Annotated in this window: 14 protein-coding genes and 5 tRNA genes; 13 read left to right on the top strand and 6 right to left on the bottom strand. The window is 44.5% G+C overall.

Annotation, left to right across the window (positions count from 1 at the left end):
* Positions 1 to 25: 25 nt before the first annotated feature.
* From guaA to ACFO4O_RS17190, 3 genes are all read left to right on the top strand, one after another.
* Positions 26 to 1,603, top strand: coding sequence for a glutamine-hydrolyzing GMP synthase (gene guaA / locus ACFO4O_RS17200; protein ID WP_382410781.1), 1,578 nt, complete (start codon positions 26 to 28; stop codon positions 1,601 to 1,603).
* A 132-nt stretch (positions 1,604 to 1,735) separates the two neighbouring features.
* Positions 1,736 to 3,001 carry a YjgN family protein gene (locus tag ACFO4O_RS17195; RefSeq protein ID WP_382410779.1) on the top strand — a complete coding sequence of 422 codons (1,266 nt, stop codon included), beginning with the start codon at positions 1,736 to 1,738 and terminating at the stop codon, positions 2,999 to 3,001.
* A gap of 7 nt (positions 3,002 to 3,008) precedes the next feature.
* Positions 3,009 to 4,073: a M48 family metallopeptidase gene (locus ACFO4O_RS17190; protein WP_382410777.1), complete on the top strand. Its 1,065-nt coding sequence runs from the start codon at positions 3,009 to 3,011 to the stop codon at positions 4,071 to 4,073.
* A gap of 71 nt (positions 4,074 to 4,144) precedes the next feature.
* Here ACFO4O_RS17190 and ACFO4O_RS17185 read toward each other — a convergent pair whose 3' ends face one another.
* The 6 genes from ACFO4O_RS17185 to folD all read right to left on the bottom strand — a co-directional run bounded on the left by ACFO4O_RS17185 (position 4,145) and on the right by folD (position 9,924).
* Positions 4,145 to 5,110 (bottom strand): phospholipase A, encoded by a 966-nt coding sequence (locus tag ACFO4O_RS17185; protein WP_382410775.1) that lies wholly within the window; start codon positions 5,108 to 5,110, stop codon positions 4,145 to 4,147.
* 20 nt (positions 5,111 to 5,130) lie between these two features.
* A complete protein-coding gene (locus tag ACFO4O_RS17180; RefSeq protein ID WP_382410773.1) occupies positions 5,131 to 5,970 on the bottom strand; it encodes an MBL fold metallo-hydrolase in 840 nt (279 codons plus the stop codon).
* A gap of 8 nt (positions 5,971 to 5,978) precedes the next feature.
* On the bottom strand, positions 5,979 to 7,685 hold the full coding sequence (locus ACFO4O_RS17175) for a proline--tRNA ligase (protein ID WP_382410771.1): 1,707 nt from the start codon (positions 7,683 to 7,685) through the stop codon (positions 5,979 to 5,981).
* 89 nt (positions 7,686 to 7,774) lie between these two features.
* Positions 7,775 to 8,476 carry a tRNA (N6-threonylcarbamoyladenosine(37)-N6)-methyltransferase TrmO gene (gene tsaA / locus ACFO4O_RS17170; RefSeq protein ID WP_382410769.1) on the bottom strand — a complete coding sequence of 234 codons (702 nt, stop codon included), beginning with the start codon at positions 8,474 to 8,476 and terminating at the stop codon, positions 7,775 to 7,777.
* Between the two features lie 6 nt (positions 8,477 to 8,482).
* The gene (locus ACFO4O_RS17165) at positions 8,483 to 9,052 is read right to left on the bottom strand and encodes a DUF1415 domain-containing protein (RefSeq protein ID WP_382410767.1); all 570 of its coding nucleotides are present in this window, start codon (positions 9,050 to 9,052) and stop codon (positions 8,483 to 8,485) included.
* A complete protein-coding gene (folD, locus tag ACFO4O_RS17160; protein ID WP_382410765.1) occupies positions 9,049 to 9,924 on the bottom strand; it encodes a bifunctional methylenetetrahydrofolate dehydrogenase/methenyltetrahydrofolate cyclohydrolase FolD in 876 nt (291 codons plus the stop codon). Before folD ends, ACFO4O_RS17165 begins: the two co-directional genes overlap by 4 nt.
* A gap of 250 nt (positions 9,925 to 10,174) precedes the next feature.
* Here folD and ACFO4O_RS17155 point away from each other — a divergent pair.
* The 10 genes from ACFO4O_RS17155 to clpX all read left to right on the top strand — a co-directional run bounded on the left by ACFO4O_RS17155 (position 10,175) and on the right by clpX (position 15,524).
* A tRNA-Pro gene (locus tag ACFO4O_RS17155) sits at positions 10,175 to 10,251 on the top strand.
* Between the two features lie 25 nt (positions 10,252 to 10,276).
* A tRNA-Arg gene (locus ACFO4O_RS17150) sits at positions 10,277 to 10,353 on the top strand.
* A gap of 37 nt (positions 10,354 to 10,390) precedes the next feature.
* A tRNA-His gene (locus ACFO4O_RS17145) sits at positions 10,391 to 10,466 on the top strand.
* A gap of 18 nt (positions 10,467 to 10,484) precedes the next feature.
* A tRNA-Leu gene (locus ACFO4O_RS17140) sits at positions 10,485 to 10,569 on the top strand.
* A 22-nt stretch (positions 10,570 to 10,591) separates the two neighbouring features.
* Positions 10,592 to 10,668 (top strand) — tRNA-Pro (locus ACFO4O_RS17135).
* Positions 10,669 to 10,882: 214 nt separating this feature from the next.
* Positions 10,883 to 11,395, top strand: coding sequence for a fasciclin domain-containing protein (locus tag ACFO4O_RS17130; protein ID WP_382410763.1), 513 nt, complete (start codon positions 10,883 to 10,885; stop codon positions 11,393 to 11,395).
* Between the two features lie 237 nt (positions 11,396 to 11,632).
* The gene (locus tag ACFO4O_RS17125; RefSeq protein WP_382410761.1) at positions 11,633 to 11,860 is read left to right on the top strand and encodes a hypothetical protein; all 228 of its coding nucleotides are present in this window, start codon (positions 11,633 to 11,635) and stop codon (positions 11,858 to 11,860) included.
* 343 nt (positions 11,861 to 12,203) lie between these two features.
* Positions 12,204 to 13,508 carry a trigger factor gene (gene tig, locus ACFO4O_RS17120; protein ID WP_382410759.1) on the top strand — a complete coding sequence of 435 codons (1,305 nt, stop codon included), beginning with the start codon at positions 12,204 to 12,206 and terminating at the stop codon, positions 13,506 to 13,508.
* 88 nt (positions 13,509 to 13,596) lie between these two features.
* Positions 13,597 to 14,223, top strand: a complete 627-nt coding sequence (gene clpP, locus ACFO4O_RS17115; protein ID WP_382410757.1) for an ATP-dependent Clp endopeptidase proteolytic subunit ClpP — start codon at positions 13,597 to 13,599, stop codon at positions 14,221 to 14,223.
* 23 nt (positions 14,224 to 14,246) lie between these two features.
* Positions 14,247 to 15,524, top strand: coding sequence for an ATP-dependent protease ATP-binding subunit ClpX (gene clpX, locus ACFO4O_RS17110; RefSeq protein WP_382410755.1), 1,278 nt, complete (start codon positions 14,247 to 14,249; stop codon positions 15,522 to 15,524).
* The last annotated feature ends 63 nt before the right edge of the window (positions 15,525 to 15,587 follow it).

The raw sequence follows: 15,587 nt of genomic DNA, 5'->3' as shown, positions 1-15,587 counted from the left end.
AAAATATATTTTTAGGAAATAGTGCATGTCGGCAAATATCCACAGCCAGAAAATTTTGATTCTTGATTTCGGGTCTCAGTACACGCAACTCATTGCGCGTCGGGTACGAGAAATTGGCGTGTATTGCGAGCTTTGGGCTTGGGATGTCAGTGAAAAACAAATTCGTAATTTTGCCCCCGACGGCATTATTTTATCAGGCGGCCCGGAGTCAGTGCCTGAAGCAAATTCGCCGCGAGCGCCGCAATATGTGTTTAATGCGGGCGTTCCGGTGCTCGGCATTTGTTACGGCATGCAGACCATGGCACACCAATTAGGCGGGGCAGTGCTTGGGTCTGATGTACGCGAGTTTGGTTATGCACAAGTCGAACTCTTAGAGGCAACCGCATTATTTGAAAAAATTGAAGATGAAATTGGCGCGAACGGTAATGCCTTACTTGATGTTTGGATGAGTCACGGTGACAAAGTGAGTCAAATTCCCCCTGGCTTTAAAACCATTGCGCAAACGCCCAGTTGTCCGCATGCAGCGATGGTGAATTTAGAAAAACAATTTTACGGAGTGCAGTTTCATCCTGAGGTAACCCATACTAAACAGGGCATGCGAGTGCTAGAGCATTTTGTGATGCAAATTTGCGGGTGTGAAAAGCTCTGGACTGCTGGTGCTATTATTGAAGATGCCGTAGCACGGATTAAAAAGCAGGTGGGTAATGACGAAGTCATTTTAGGCTTGTCGGGAGGTGTTGACTCATCCGTTACGGCTATGTTACTCCACCAAGCCATAGGCAGTCAGTTAACGTGTGTCTTTGTAGACAACGGATTATTGCGCTTACATGAAGGTCAGCAGGTCATGGATATGTTTGGCGATCATTTTGGCCTAAACATCATAAAGGTGGACGCAGAGCAGCGCTTTTTAGACGCACTGGCGGGTGAACATGACCCAGAAAAGAAGCGCAAGATAATCGGCAACCAGTTTGTGTATGTGTTCGACGAGCAGGCGAAAAAGCTCAGCAATGCTAAGTGGCTAGCACAAGGTACTATTTATCCTGATGTTATTGAATCGGCAGGTTCGGCAACCGGCAAAGCGCATGTGATCAAATCGCATCACAACGTAGGCGGCTTGCCAGATGATATGGAAATGGGTTTAGTCGAGCCATTGCGAGAGTTGTTTAAAGACGAAGTTCGTAAAATAGGCTTAGAGCTAGGTCTACCCTACGATATGCTTTACCGCCATCCTTTCCCCGGACCCGGTTTGGGCGTGCGCGTACTAGGCGAAATTAAAAAAGAGTACTGCGACTTGCTACGAAAGGCCGATGCCATTTTCATTGACGAGCTTCATAAAGCTGAGCTTTATCACAAGGTGAGTCAGGCCTTCACCGTGTTTTTACCTGTTCGCTCGGTTGGCGTGATGGGTGATATGCGCAAATATGACTGGGTGGTATCGCTTAGAGCAGTTGAGACCATCGATTTTATGACAGCTCGCTGGGCACATCTTCCCTATGAGTTTCTTGGGCGCGTATCAAACCGCATAATAAACGAAGTAAACGGTATTTCTCGTGTGGTGTACGATATATCCGGCAAACCGCCTGCTACTATTGAGTGGGAGTAAGCATTGAATTTATGCTTTTGCGTCTTTAAAAATTAGTGTAATCTTAAATTGTATAGGTCGCAGCATACGCTGCGCGCCTGTATTTATGATAAATGCATCACGGATGAAATTTAAAGATAACAAGGACGCAGTATGTCAAACCACAAGCAAGATCCATCTAATATCCCCGATTTCAGCGCTTATACGCTCGACGAACTCATCGCCGCAAAAGCTAATATAGACGCTGATATTTATCCAGAAAGACTGGCGCTAATCGACCAAATAATTGCCCAGCGCAGCGCTGACGGAACACACAGTAGTGAGCATGATAGTAAAAGAGAGCGCGCGGGCACCAATACCAATACAACACAAGCTCATAAACAAATTTTAAGAACAGTGCCGGTTAAATTTTTAGGAAGCGGGTCTGAATTCTTTAAGATTTGGATTGTTAACCTTTTACTCAGTATTGTCACTTTCGGAGTATATTCAGCATGGGCGACGGTCAGAAATAACCGCTATTTATATTCGAATGTGGATATAGATGGACACCGTCTTGCGTATTTAGCAAAGCCTATTCAAATTCTAATCGGACGAGCCATCGGTTTGTTGTTGTTTGTTGCTTACTACCTTCTAACGGTCTTCAGTCCGGTGGCAGCAGGCTTTTTTATTCTCTTGATATTTGTACTCACGCCTGTTTTCGTGTGCTTATCTTTGCGTTTCAAGATGCGAATGACCGCTTATCGAAATGTACGGTTTGGCTTTACTATTCGTTATGCTCGAGCCATCGCTGTTTTTGTAGGTTACGGACTTCTGGCACTTTTTACTTTGGGCTTTTTATACCCATTATTATTTAAAAAAGTAGACGAATTTATTTACGAGAATATGACTTACGGCGATAGGGAATTTAATACTTCGCTAGATAATAGTGAGTATTATATGGCATCTATCGGCGCTGTGGTAATTGGTCTGCTATCTATCATTGCCCTCGCGGCATTGGGCAGTTTGATTGGTTTTGCGCTTTCACAGTTTATCGACGAGCAAAGCGGTGGACTGATGATCTCCATTGGGGTAATGATTTCCTACATCTTCACTTTTGCAATCGCATCTGCGTTTTATCAAGCACTTATACGTAATCATGTGTTTGCGAACACTGACATCGACGGCGTTGCAAGTTTCAAATCGAGCGTAAAAATGGGCGGGCTTATCAAATTGCGCTTGGTTAATTTTGCACTTCTGATAGTAAGCCTTGGGTTTGCCATGCCTTGGATAAAGGTCAGAAACGCAATCTTCTTTTCGCAGGCAACTGAGGTAGAAATTTTGCCCGGTTATGAAGAGGTGCTGGCGGGTGCGGGAGAGTCAGCGAACGCCGTAGGCGATGAAGTGTCGAGCATCTTCGACGTTGATGTTTCGATAGGATAATACGCTTATGCCTGCTGAAATAGGCCAGTTTTATCCGCAGGGTGGGTCTCGGTGCATTGAGGTTGAGGTTTCATTCGATGCACATAACACGCTTCTGATAAAAGATAGAAGCGGAGAACTTCTGCATAAAGCGATGCTGCAGGATTGTCGTGTGGAGCCCAAACTTGGAGGTCTGCCGCGGGAGGTACACTTACCGCAGCAGGGTCTGCTCACAATGCCCTCATCTAAAGATGTAGATGCATGGTTGGCGGGCGCAAATCCAAGCCGAATTGACCAATTTGAACGCTCATCAAAGATGACGGTTTTGTCTTTAGTGCTTGTGCCTCTGTTTATTTTTGTCATGTTTAAATATGCATTGCCGCAATTAGCTGTGGTGTTTGCAGATGCCGTGCCTGATGCTGCGATTGAGGTTGTATCGCAGCAAACACTTTGGACACTTGATAAGGCTGTATTAAATCCGTCAAAACTCAACAAAGACGAGCAAGAAGCGCTGGGGGAGTATTGGCGGCAAAAAATAGCTTTGCTTCCCGTCTCGGGCAGGTCTTTTAACATTCAGTTTCGCGATTCATCAAAGCTTGGCGCGAATGCGTTTGCCCTGCCAGATGGCACAATTGTATTTACCGACCAACTTGTAGAATTATTTGATAAAGACAAAGCACTGCTAACGTCTGTATTACTGCATGAAATCGGTCACGTTGAACATCAACACTCAATGCGCTTAATTGCAGAAACATTGGTAACGACACTGGCCTTAAGTTATTTTTTTGGTGATGTGAGTGGATTGTTGGAAATGTTCGGTGGTGTTACCAATACAATTGTGCAAAATCAATTCACTCAAAAGCTAGAATGGGAAGCTGACAATTATGCGCTGGCAAATATGGCAAGCATTGGGCTGTCTGCGCAAGATTTTGCAAATGCCATGCGCAAGTTAGGTGAAAAAATCGGCAAGCAAAGCGAAGCTGAACAATTTATGCAGTCACACCCTCTTATTCAGCAACGTATTGAAAACGCAATCAAGCAGGCAGAGGGTGAGGCGCATGATGCGCCAACAAGCGAGCAGGTGAGTAAGTGAGCGACATACTGAGCGGTATATGCATCTAAAAAGATACAAGTCGCAGCGCTTGACGCCACCTTACCTTGTTTTTAAATAAACCGTAGCATGACCCCGAGGCTTACGCGTTGTAAATGCCGATTGTAGTCAATCAGGGAATCGCCATAGCCATTAAAATACTGCAAGAGTACGTCGTATCTATCATTAATGGGGTAGGTAAAGTTAAGCTCAATACCGCTACGGTTGTCGTTAAACGATAAATTGTTGCGAATACGAGCGAACATATCGACATTACCGAACTTATAGGCAAATCCCAATTCTACACGGCCATAAAAATCTAGAATATCGGGATTATCATCGCCAGTTGGGTCTAATGGTGATGTTTTGTCGTCTTCAGGAAGGCGATACCACGTTTTCAAATAATAAGCGGCATCTTCATCACTGAAAAGCGCAGTGGCCACTATGCGGTTCCAAGAGCGGGATTTAAGACCGTCTTGCCCATTAGACATATGATTAAGTCCGATTTGCGCGCCATTAAATCGAAAGCCGAATACGTCCCAATCGGGTGACCATTGATAAAAAACCTCTGGCTCATAGTTGGTTTCTCGAAACGGTTTAGACGTTTCTGAGTTATACAGTTGCCAGAACGACACGGTAGTGAAACCAAAGAATACCCCATTATTCGCTTGTTCTTGCAAATACAAAGGAAGCTGTACGCTGACTTGAAACTTTGCCTCGTAGCGGTCAACGTTGGCGTCGTTTAAACCATCCACTGTGATGGTATTTGCCGAGGTCACGTAACTGGCGGGTAAAATATAATTGAATCGATGTTGGGTAATCGCAAATGGATTTCGGTTTGCCAGCGAATCAGCCTCGCTTTTGGCATCTAATATCGACTTGGTATCTGAACTGGTGTCGATATTATTGGCAACAACAGCCTCTACTGATTCTTCAATTTTTTCTATGACGTTTTGCTCGTTTTCGCTTTGAGCATATGCAATTGATATCGTTGAAAAAAGAGCAAAACTTATTGTCGTGACGCCCATTGATTTAAACATTTTCTGTCCTTGTAAGTGCGTTAAATGATGACCTGTTGACCTTCATATGCGCCGAAACACTGAGCGTCCGCGCCTCCAATTTCAAATATCTCTCCTGCATGCTCGACAATCTCATCAATATCTTTGTCGGTGCGCTCAGGGTCGTGGCTGTATAGGGCTAGTTTTTTGGCGAAGCTTGCCAATGCTAGTTTTACCGCTTCTTCTGCTACCGAATGTCCCCAGCCAAGCTTTGCCGGCATGTCTTGTACCACATATTGCGCATCGTGAATAAGCAAATCAGCGTTTTTCGCAAAGTTAACAAATTCCAAAAAGTCGGTGTCTTTTTTATACGGCGGGTAGAGTTCATTATCCGTTATATAGGCAAGTTTGCTGCCGTCTTCTTCAATAGTATAACAGCTTCCGCCACCGGGATGGTTCATTGGGTGGCGTTTTACTACTGCAGAGCCAAGATTCCATTCGGTAATATCGTAAGGCAAGCGTTTAATTAAAATATTTGACGCAAGTACGTCCTTGCTGACTGGAAAATAGGAACCTGACATTTGTTTGACGACTGCGTCGGGCTGTTCTAGTTTGGTCATGCCCGGCGTGATAATAATATCGCGTCCGGGTTGATAAATAGGGACAAAGAAGGGAAAACCCTGAATGTGGTCCCAGTGATTGTGTGACAGTAACAGGTTGATAGGGGTCTTCTTTGCCGCGAGCTTTTTGCCCAGAAGGCGAATACCTGTACCTGCATCAAGTACGATGTCGGTGCCGTCATTTAGCTCTACATGAACGCAGGCTGTGTTGCCGCCGTACTTCATGTACTCTGGGCCTGGCGTGGGGATTGAGCCCCTCACACCATAAAAGGTTACTTGCACCAACTACCTCACTGATTGGTTATGAAAGCAATCACTTCATCGATATTGATAAGTGTTTTCTCTCCGGTCAAACGATTCTTGTATTCAACTTGTTGGTTGTCTAAGTTACGTTCACCAATCACAATGCTGTGTGGGATACCAATCAATTCCATGTCGTTGAACATCACACCTGGACGCTCTTTGCGATCGTCAAATAATACTTCAACACCGCTTCCTATGAAGTCTGCATACAATTTTAATGCCGTTTCCATGATTCTGTGCGATTTATGCATATTCATAGGAATAATGGCAACCTCAAATGGTGCAATCGCAAGGGGCCATTTTATGCCATACTTATCATGATTTTGCTCTATCGCGGCAGCTACAATGCGAGTTACACCAATACCATAACATCCCATTTGTAGCACTTGATGTTTACCAGATTCACTCAGTACGCCGCAATTCATTGCTTGGGAATATTTGTCACCTAATTGAAATATATGGCCAACTTCTATTCCTTTGCGGATTTGCAGGGTGCCTTTACCGTCGGGTGAGGCATCGCCGGGCACAACATTTCTTAAATCAACGACTTCAAAGTCAGATACGTCGCGTTCCCAGTCAACGCCAGTAAAATGCTGGCCATCTTCATTTGCGCCACAGACAAAGTCTGCACAAGTCGCAGCGCTGCGGTCAACCAAAATAGGCAGGGCTAAGTTAACCGGGCCAATTGAACCAAAGTGACAGCCTAAGTGCGCTTTTACATCCTCTTCTTTGGCCATTGAAAACGGCGATGCAATTAATGGATGTTTGCTAGCTTTTACATCGTTTAATTGATGATCGCCTCTCAATACAATGGCAACAAAAGGATGAGGGGCGTCTTCAGCCGCCTCAACGATGAGCGTTTTAACGCACGCCGTACTGTCGATGCTGAGCATTTGAGCGACTTGCTCAATAGTGGTTGCGCCGGGCGTAGCTACTTTAGTCATTTCTTTGCTTGCACCGGGGCGAGCATCGGTACATACCGCCTCTGCCAACTCAACATTAGCTGCATAATCTGAGCTATCGCTAAATGCGATATCGTCTTCACCAGAATCGGCTAACACATGAAATTCGTGCGATACGGCACCACCAATTGAACCACTATCGGCAATTACAGGACGATATTCTAAGCCAATGCGTTCAAAGATATTGCAATAAGCTTGATGCATGCGCTGATAGGTTTGTTCTAGTGACTCACCATCGATATGAAAGGAATAGGCGTCTTTCATGATAAATTCGCGAGAGCGCATAATGCCAAAACGTGGTCGCACTTCGTCACGGAACTTGGTTTGTATTTGATACAGGTTAAGCGGTAGCTGTTTGTAGCTGCTCACCTCGTTTTTAACAAGGGTGGTTACCACTTCTTCATGGGTTGGACCTAATACAAAGTCACGTTCGTGCCGGTCTTTTATTCGCAAGAGTTCGGGGCCGTATTCTTCCCAGCGCTTAGATTCTTGCCATAAATCGGCAGGCTGAACAACCGGCATGCTAATTTCAATTGCACCGGCTTTATTCATTTCGTCGCGTACAATGGCAGCAACTTTGTTTAAAACACGCAGGCCTGTTGGAAGCCATGTGTAGAGTCCAGACGCCAACTTACGAACGATGCCAGCTCGCAGCATGAGTTTATGGCTGATCACTTCAGCATCAGCAGGGGTTTCTTTTTGAGTCGCCAGTAAATATTCAGTGGTGCGCATAGTCTTCTTATTGTTTTTAAATGGTCAATCGGTAAATTCTATCAGCGCAATACCAAGGACTAAAGCCTATTTATTGACTTTTAGGTGAATTAACTTGGTTTAACAACAATCAAATCGTTAATACTGGCTTGCGTAGCGCTAATGGTAAACAACACGTCAACATCGTAAATGCGCACATGATATTGTTTTTCATCGGCTTTCTTTTGCTTGTATGCAGGACGAGGGTCACTAGCAACGACCGCATCAATAAGCGCTACGATATCTGAATATTTTTGACTAAGCGCGTTCAATTTAAGTCGTGCTTGTTCGGTATATTTAACGGCTAAAGTATTTTCAGGGGCATCTTGCGCGTAGGCGCTCTTTGCATTGTCAATCGCGTCGGCATAAGCAATGTAAGGCTTAATATCAAAAATAGGTGTACCAGAAATCATATCTACACCTTCTACCTTTAAGCTTCTCACGCCAACGTCTATTAACTTAACCACCGACATGCCTAAACCGTTTGGACGAAAGCTAGAACGACTTGCAAACACGCCTATCTTATTATTGCCGCCTAATCGTGGCGGTCTCACTTTATTTGACCAAGGTTTATCAGCATGTTGATGAAATTGAAAAATAAGCCATAAATGAGAAAACTCAACAATACCGGCGCAGGCCTCCTCGGCATTAATTTCGGGTTCAAACACCAGCTCACCACGGGCAATGCTCAGCCCTGCCCCTTGTCGGGGAATGCCAAATTTTTGTGTAAAAGGGGTAAAAATATGCCCTACAGGCTTAATTTCAGCACTCACCGGCGATTACTTTTTATCGGTGGTGTGATGAACAAACGGTAGGAAGAACGCTCTGCCTAAGGCCTTAGCATGCGCAATGTTGCGTTGAGGGATGCTTTCGGGAGATGCAAAACTTATCAGTGCTTGAGAGATACTATCTTCTCGCAAAATATGCAGCATCGGATACGGCGAACGGTTTGTGTAATGGCTAGGGCAGGAGGCGGGCTCGCCATCAAACACATATTGAGGATGGAAACTTGCAAGTTGCAATACGCCCTCATACCCGGCGTTTTCTAACAACTCATTCGCCATGTCTAGAAAATCAAGATAATCATCAAAATCACCAAGCGCTGCGGTGTAAATAAGCAAACTTGTTTCAACTTTGTCGTGGCGCATTAAATTATCGCACTCTGCAATTACCTGTCGAAGCAGTGAAGCGGTGTCGCTTTGTTGTGCAACCGCAAAATGAATTTGATTATTATCGCGAACGGGTTTAGCAAAGGGACAAAATTGCTCGTTGATAATTACCGCGTCGAGCCAGGCAAGTGTGGTACTAATAACCTTGTTTACATCTTCATTTGGATGGTCGGTGTTCATGCTTTATCTGCCGGTCCGTTGCTGTGATATTTCACATATGCTTCTAGCGTGTTTTCAATCAGGCTAGCCACGGTCATAGGACCCACTCCGCCCGGAACGGGAGTTATCCAGCCAGCTCTTTCTTTGGCGATTTCATATTCAACGTCGCCCGTTAAACTCCCATCGTCTAAGCGGTTAATGCCTACATCAATCACAATAGCCCCCGGTTTTATCCAATCACCGGGTATAAAATTGGGCTTTCCAACAGCGACCACTAATAAATCGGCGCGCATGACATGCGCGGCTAGGTCTTGCGTAAATTTATGACAAGTCGTGACCGTACAGCCCGCAAGCAAGAGTTCCAAGCCCATGGGCCTACCCACAATGTTTGATGCTCCTACAATGACCGCATGCAGACCTTTTACCGGTCTTTTGGTAGATTCAATCATGGTCATAATGCCTTTGGGCGTGCACGGGCGAAGTGCAGGCATTCGCTGTGCTAGACGACCAATATTGTAAGGATGAAAGCCATCGACATCTTTATTAGGCGTAATGCGTTCTAAAATCTCTTCAGCGTTTAAGCCTGCGGGTAGGGGCAACTGAACTAAAATCCCGTCTATTTCATTGTCATTGTTCAAATCGTCTACCAAATCGAGTAAAGCCTGTTGGCTAGTGCTTGGCGGCAATTTATATTCTTTTGAAACAAAGCCCACTTCTTCGCAGGCTTTTGTTTTGTTGGCGACATACACCTGAGAGGCTGGATTGGCGCCCACTAGCACTACCGCAAGACCGGGCAATCGTTTATCGGCTTCTGCTAAAGTCTCAACGTGGGAGGCAACAACGCGTCGAACGTGTTGTGCAATCTTTTTTCCGTCAATTAATTGTGCGCGCATGGTATCAAATAGCGAATAGTTAACATGGCGTGATTGTATCTGATGATAAGATTAAATTCACTGAACAGTTTAAAACTTAACAGACTAGCGATTGAAATATAGGCTAAATAATATCGGGCTTTGTTGGGTTTTTGAGCAAGCTTAAAAAAAGAAGGGATTTCGGTAAAAAACGTTTGACGATAATACGGCAACTCGGTAATATGCGCCCCCCGTAGCGAAGGGCTTTTACACATAGATTTCGTTACACTGTCGGTGAGTGGCGCAGCTTGGTAGCGCACTTGGTTTGGGTCCAAGGGGTCGTAGGTTCGAATCCTATCTCACCGACCATTTTTACTCGGATACGATTCGAAGAGCGTCCGTAGCTCAGCTGGATAGAGCACCCGCCTTCTAAGCGGGTGGTCGCAGGTTCGAATCCTGCCGGACGCGCCATCGTCTTGGTACGAGTAAAAATAAAGAAAGAACAGTGGTGGGCGTAGCTCAGTTGGTAGAGCCCCGGATTGTGATTCCGGTTGTCGTGGGTTCGAGCCCCATCGTCCACCCCACTTTTCTTTTATATCTACGCGGGAGTGGTGGAATTGGTAGACACGCTGGATTTAGGTTCCAGTGCTTCACGGCGTGAGAGTTCAAGTCTCTCCTTCCGCACCATCAATGAATCTTCAAAATAAATCGGTGAGTGGCGCAGCTTGGTAGCGCACTTGGTTTGGGTCCAAGGGGTCGTAGGTTCGAATCCTATCTCACCGACCATTTTTTATTAGAACTTCCTCAGTACTTTTTCTATCAAATTATTATTTGCGCTCTAGATATTCGCGGCGAAAAATTAAACTAATTTAACAATGAGTCCGAAACATGACACGCTCAAGTATCAATGCTCAGTGATGCAAGATGATATGAGCGGGAGTACGTTTTCGCAACAGCAGTGCATCATCATAAAAACCTAACTTCATAAAAAGGAAATACCATGAAACTGCTTAAAACATTAAATATCAAAACGGCATTGTTAATATTGTTCACAAGTTTAGCAATAAGCTCTGTGGCAAGCGCGCACAACCATGGAATGAAAAAAGACATTGTTGATGTTGCTGCTTCTAACCCAGACTTTTCAACGCTAGTTGCAGCTGTGAAAGCTGCCGGGCTAGTCGATGCGCTCAAAGGAGAAGGTCCTCTTACTGTATTCGCGCCAACTAATGAAGCTTTTGCAAAATTGCCAGCCGGCACAGTAGAAAGCCTTTTATTGCCAGAAAACAAAGATAAGCTAGTTGCAATATTAACATATCATGTTGTGGCTGGAAAAGTGATGGCAGCCGATGTAGTAAAAGTAAGTTCTGCAACCAGTTTGCAAGGTCAAGACATTACAGTGACGGTGAAAGACGGTACCGTAATGGTAGACAACGCTACGGTAACGGCTACTGACATTGCTGCGAGCAACGGCGTAATTCACGTAATAGACAGCGTAATTTTGCCAAAAGAGTAATGTTGATTAGGTGATAAGACGCGCGGCAGAGCGCTCTTTGCACCTTTTTTAAAGAAAGCGTTTTAAACAAAGCGTTTTTCACGAAGTACAAAATCAAGCCGGCAATCGCCGGCTTTTTTGTGGGCCTCTTGTAGTATCTACACATGATCAAGCACTGCGCATCGCTTTAGCGCTTTAGATTGAACTAACTTGTTCAGCAAGACTCATACTCTTCTATATCGATGTAAGAGGGTTTTTATGCAGTGGCTACAGTGGGATTCCGCACTGGTGGGGTTAGTTCTTTTAATGAACGCTGCGTTGATGGTGGTGTTAAGTTATAAATCGGCAAAAAACAAAACTGACGCTCATGCGGCAGTAGTTATTCAGTCTCTGGTGTTATCCTTTATATTCTTTCCAGCAAGTTGGATACATTGTTGGTACTGGGGGCGTAGGTTACCCGACAGAGGCTTCATCAAGCTCGATTAAACTCGGGTTAACGTGTTTTGATTCCTCACGTTAATGCATGTGTATCAGCTCTATTTCGTTGTTTTCACTTACATTCTAAGCGGTGAGCGGCTGAGCTAGTTGTTGCCCGAGTCACCGCCCAGCTTATTGCAAAACTCACTGCGCAATCTGCGTGGCGAAAAAGAAAGCGAATTTATTTAGCATAAAACGCAGTAAAGCGCTCGACTCAATCATATCCTCTCTGTATAATCTGGCGTCCTTTTTTAACACGGGAGCGCTATGTTTATGCACCGCTCTCGCCATTGTAGCTTTGGTTACATATGATTTCACAACGCGCGGATGAGCGCATAGTTGAGGTAGAAGAATGCAAGTGTCTGTAGAGACGACTCAAGGGTTAGAACGCCGTCTTACTATAACCGTTCCAGCTGAATCCGTAGATACTGCGGTAAAAGCACGTTTACAACAATTAGCAAAAACACAACGTATCAACGGTTTTCGTCCAGGCAAAGTACCTGTCAGTGTAATTAAAAAGCGCTTTGGTGCTGCGGTCCGTCAAGAAGTAGCGGGCGAAGTGATGCAACGTAATTTTTATGAAGCCATTATGCAGGAAAAGATTAATCCTGCTGGCATGCCAACCTTCGCATTAACTAAAGACGAAGATGGTCAAGACTTAGAATTTGCCGCAACGTTTGAAATTTACCCAGAAGTGGAAGTGAAAGGTCTTGATAAAATTGAGGTTGAAAAGCCCGTTGTTGAAATCAAAGCAAAAGACTTAACGGAAATGATGAAGACACTTCAAAAGCAGCATGCTGACTTTAAAGAAGTGAAACGCAAAGCGAAAGATGGCGATAAGGTATACATCAATTTTGTTGGCACGATTGATGGTGAAGAATTTGATGGCGGTAAAGCTGAAGACTTCCCTCTAGAGCTTGGCAAGGGTCAAATGATCCCAGGTTTCGAAGACCCGCTAGTAGGTGCGAAAACCGGTGACGAAGTAGTATCAAAAGTGACCTTCCCTGAAGACTACCACGCGGAAGCTTTGAAGGGTAAAGATGCAGAGTTTGCTATTACAGTGACCAAGGTAGAGGGTTTGAACTTACCAAAAGTTGACGACAAGTTCGCAGAGTTATTTGGTGTGACTGAAGGCGGCGTAGAGGCGCTTAAAGAAGAAGTTCAACGTAATATGCAGCGTGAACTTGACCAAACCTTGAAAACGCAAATAAAAGAGAACGTGATTGCAGCACTTTTAGCAAACAACGAGCTTGATTTGCCTGCGGCATTAGTTGAGCAAGAGGTGAATGCACTTCGTGAGCAGGCTAAACAACGCTTTGCTCAGCAAGGCAACGCGGCGAACATGCCTGAATTGCCAGCAGACCTCTTTACTGACAATGCAAAACGCCGTGTAAGCGTAGGTTTATTGCTAGGTGAAGTGATAAAAAATAACAAACTTGAAGTTGAGCAAGAGCGTGTTGATGCGTTGATCGAACAAACTGCATCTGCGTATGAAGATCCTAGCGAAGTGGTTGAATACTACAAAAACAATCAAGAATTGCTCCAGCAAATTCAGAATCTTGCCCTTGAAGAGCAAGCAATCGATACCATATTAAGTCAAGCGAAAGTAAAAGAAGTTAAAAAAGCGTTTGATGAAGTTATGAACAAAAAGGCTTAATTTATTGCCTGAGTGATTGACTTAACAGGTTATCAACTGATTAAATGCTCGGACTATCCGGGCATTTTTTTTACACAAAAGAGACCAAATGAATAATACCATCCCAGACATAAACAATGCACTCGTTCCTATGGTTGTAGAGCAGACCTCTCGTGGAGAGCGCTCTTACGATATCTATTCTCGATTGTTAAAAGAAAACGTTATTTTCTTAGTCGGCCAAGTTGAAGATCACATGGCGAATCTAATTGTCGCGCAAATGCTGTTTTTAGAGGCCGAGAATCCAGAAAAAGATATTTTCTTGTACATTAACTCTCCGGGCGGTTCAGTGTCTGCGGGTATGGCCATTTATGATACTATGAATTTCATAAAGCCAGACGTTAGCACGGTGTGCATGGGTATGGCGGCAAGTATGGGGTCGTTTTTGCTCAGTGCAGGTACAAAAGGTAAGCGTTATTGCTTGCCTAATTCAAAGGTAATGATTCATCAACCTTTGGGCGGATTCCAAGGTCAAGCGTCGGATTTCGAAATTCACGCCAAGCAAATTTTGGCCACTAAAGAGCGCATGAATCGCCTTTACTCCCAGCACACGGGTCAGGATTATGAAAAAGTAGCTAAAGATACTGACAGAGATAACTTTCTTACCCCAGAAGAAGCGGTAGACTATGGCTTGGTAGATAGTGTGTTGACTAGCAGAGAAGATGTGGGTAAAAAGTAACCCAAGCAACAAAGGCAAATATTATGAGTGATGACCAAAACAAAGAGGGCGATAACAAGCTTTTATACTGCTCTTTTTGTGGTAAAAGCCAGCACGAAGTACGTAAACTAATTGCCGGGCCTTCGGTTTTTATTTGCGACGAGTGTGTCGAATTATGTAACGATATTATTCGAGAAGAAATAAAAGAAATCTCACCGAAACAAAAAGCAGACGCATTGCCCACACCGGCTGAGATACACAAACATCTTGACGATTATGTGATTGGGCAAGAGCACGCCAAAAAAGTATTGGCGGTTGCTGTTTACAACCACTACAAGCGCTTACGCAATGGTGATGTGCATGAAGGGGTTGAATTAGGCAAAAGTAATATTTTGCTTATTGGTCCAACGGGCAGCGGTAAAACGCTACTTGCGGAAACCTTAGCGCGTTTGTTAGATGTACCCTTTACAATGGCCGATGCCACCACCTTGACTGAAGCAGGTTATGTGGGTGAGGACGTTGAAAATATCATCCAAAAACTGCTGCAAAAATGCGATTACGATCCTGAAAAAGCACAGCGTGGTATTGTTTATATCGATGAGATCGACAAGATTTCACGCAAGTCAGACAATCCTTCAATTACGCGCGACGTGTCGGGTGAGGGCGTACAGCAGGCCTTGCTTAAGCTTATTGAAGGTACCATTGCTTCTGTTCCTCCTCAAGGCGGTCGCAAGCATCCTCAGCAAGAGTTTTTGCAGGTCGATACTTCTAAAATACTGTTCATTTGTGGCGGCGCCTTTGCCGGCCTCGACAAGATTATTGAACAAAGAAGCGCTACCGGCACGGGAATAGGCTTTGGCGCAGAAGTGAAAACCGTTAAGGAGAAAAAGGCGCTCACTCAGTTATTTAAAGATGTTGAACCAGAAGATTTGGTGAAGTATGGACTTATTCCTGAGTTTATCGGACGCTTGCCGGTGGTTACAAGTCTTGAGGAGCTTAGCGAAGATGCTCTGATTGAGATATTAAAAGAGCCTAAGAACGCAATCACTAAGCAGTATGGCGCACTTTTTGCCCTAGAGAATACCGAACTAGAATTTAGAGAGGACGCGCTTCGAGCGATTGCTCATAAAGCAATGTCGCGTAAAACCGGCGCGCGGGGCTTGCGCTCAATTGTTGAGGCAGTGCTGCTTGAAACGATGTATGACTTGCCCTCAAATCCAGGTGTAGCGAAAGTAGTTATAGATGAGACTGTGATTAAAGGCGAATCCAAACCGCTTTTAATTTATGAAAGCGAGAGCGAAAAAAGAGCAGCTTCAGAATAACAACATAACTAAAGGACCGTTCTCGGTCCTTTTTTTCATTTAAGCTTTGAACTTTGCATCACC

The sequence above is a fragment of the Glaciecola siphonariae genome, from assembly GCF_042652645.1.
Taxonomy (GTDB): domain Bacteria; phylum Pseudomonadota; class Gammaproteobacteria; order Enterobacterales; family Alteromonadaceae; genus Glaciecola; species Glaciecola siphonariae.
Note: the sequence above shows the minus strand (reverse complement) of the source record. Positions and strands in the feature narration are given on the sequence as shown.

Coding starts and splice junctions, on each gene's coding strand:
- guaA (WP_382410781.1), top strand. CDS start 26: ATGTCGGCAAATATCCACAGCCAGAAAATTTTGATTCTTGATTTCGGG.
- ACFO4O_RS17195 (WP_382410779.1), top strand. CDS start 1,736: ATGTCAAACCACAAGCAAGATCCATCTAATATCCCCGATTTCAGCGCT.
- ACFO4O_RS17190 (WP_382410777.1), top strand. CDS start 3,009: ATGCCTGCTGAAATAGGCCAGTTTTATCCGCAGGGTGGGTCTCGGTGC.
- ACFO4O_RS17185 (WP_382410775.1), bottom strand. CDS start 5,110: ATGTTTAAATCAATGGGCGTCACGACAATAAGTTTTGCTCTTTTTTCA.
- ACFO4O_RS17175 (WP_382410771.1), bottom strand. CDS start 7,685: ATGCGCACCACTGAATATTTACTGGCGACTCAAAAAGAAACCCCTGCT.
- ACFO4O_RS17165 (WP_382410767.1), bottom strand. CDS start 9,052: ATGAACACCGACCATCCAAATGAAGATGTAAACAAGGTTATTAGTACC.
- folD (WP_382410765.1), bottom strand. CDS start 9,924: ATGCGCGCACAATTAATTGACGGAAAAAAGATTGCACAACACGTTCGA.
- ACFO4O_RS17130 (WP_382410763.1), top strand. CDS start 10,883: ATGAAACTGCTTAAAACATTAAATATCAAAACGGCATTGTTAATATTG.
- ACFO4O_RS17125 (WP_382410761.1), top strand. CDS start 11,633: ATGCAGTGGCTACAGTGGGATTCCGCACTGGTGGGGTTAGTTCTTTTA.
- tig (WP_382410759.1), top strand. CDS start 12,204: ATGCAAGTGTCTGTAGAGACGACTCAAGGGTTAGAACGCCGTCTTACT.
- clpP (WP_382410757.1), top strand. CDS start 13,597: ATGAATAATACCATCCCAGACATAAACAATGCACTCGTTCCTATGGTT.
- clpX (WP_382410755.1), top strand. CDS start 14,247: ATGAGTGATGACCAAAACAAAGAGGGCGATAACAAGCTTTTATACTGC.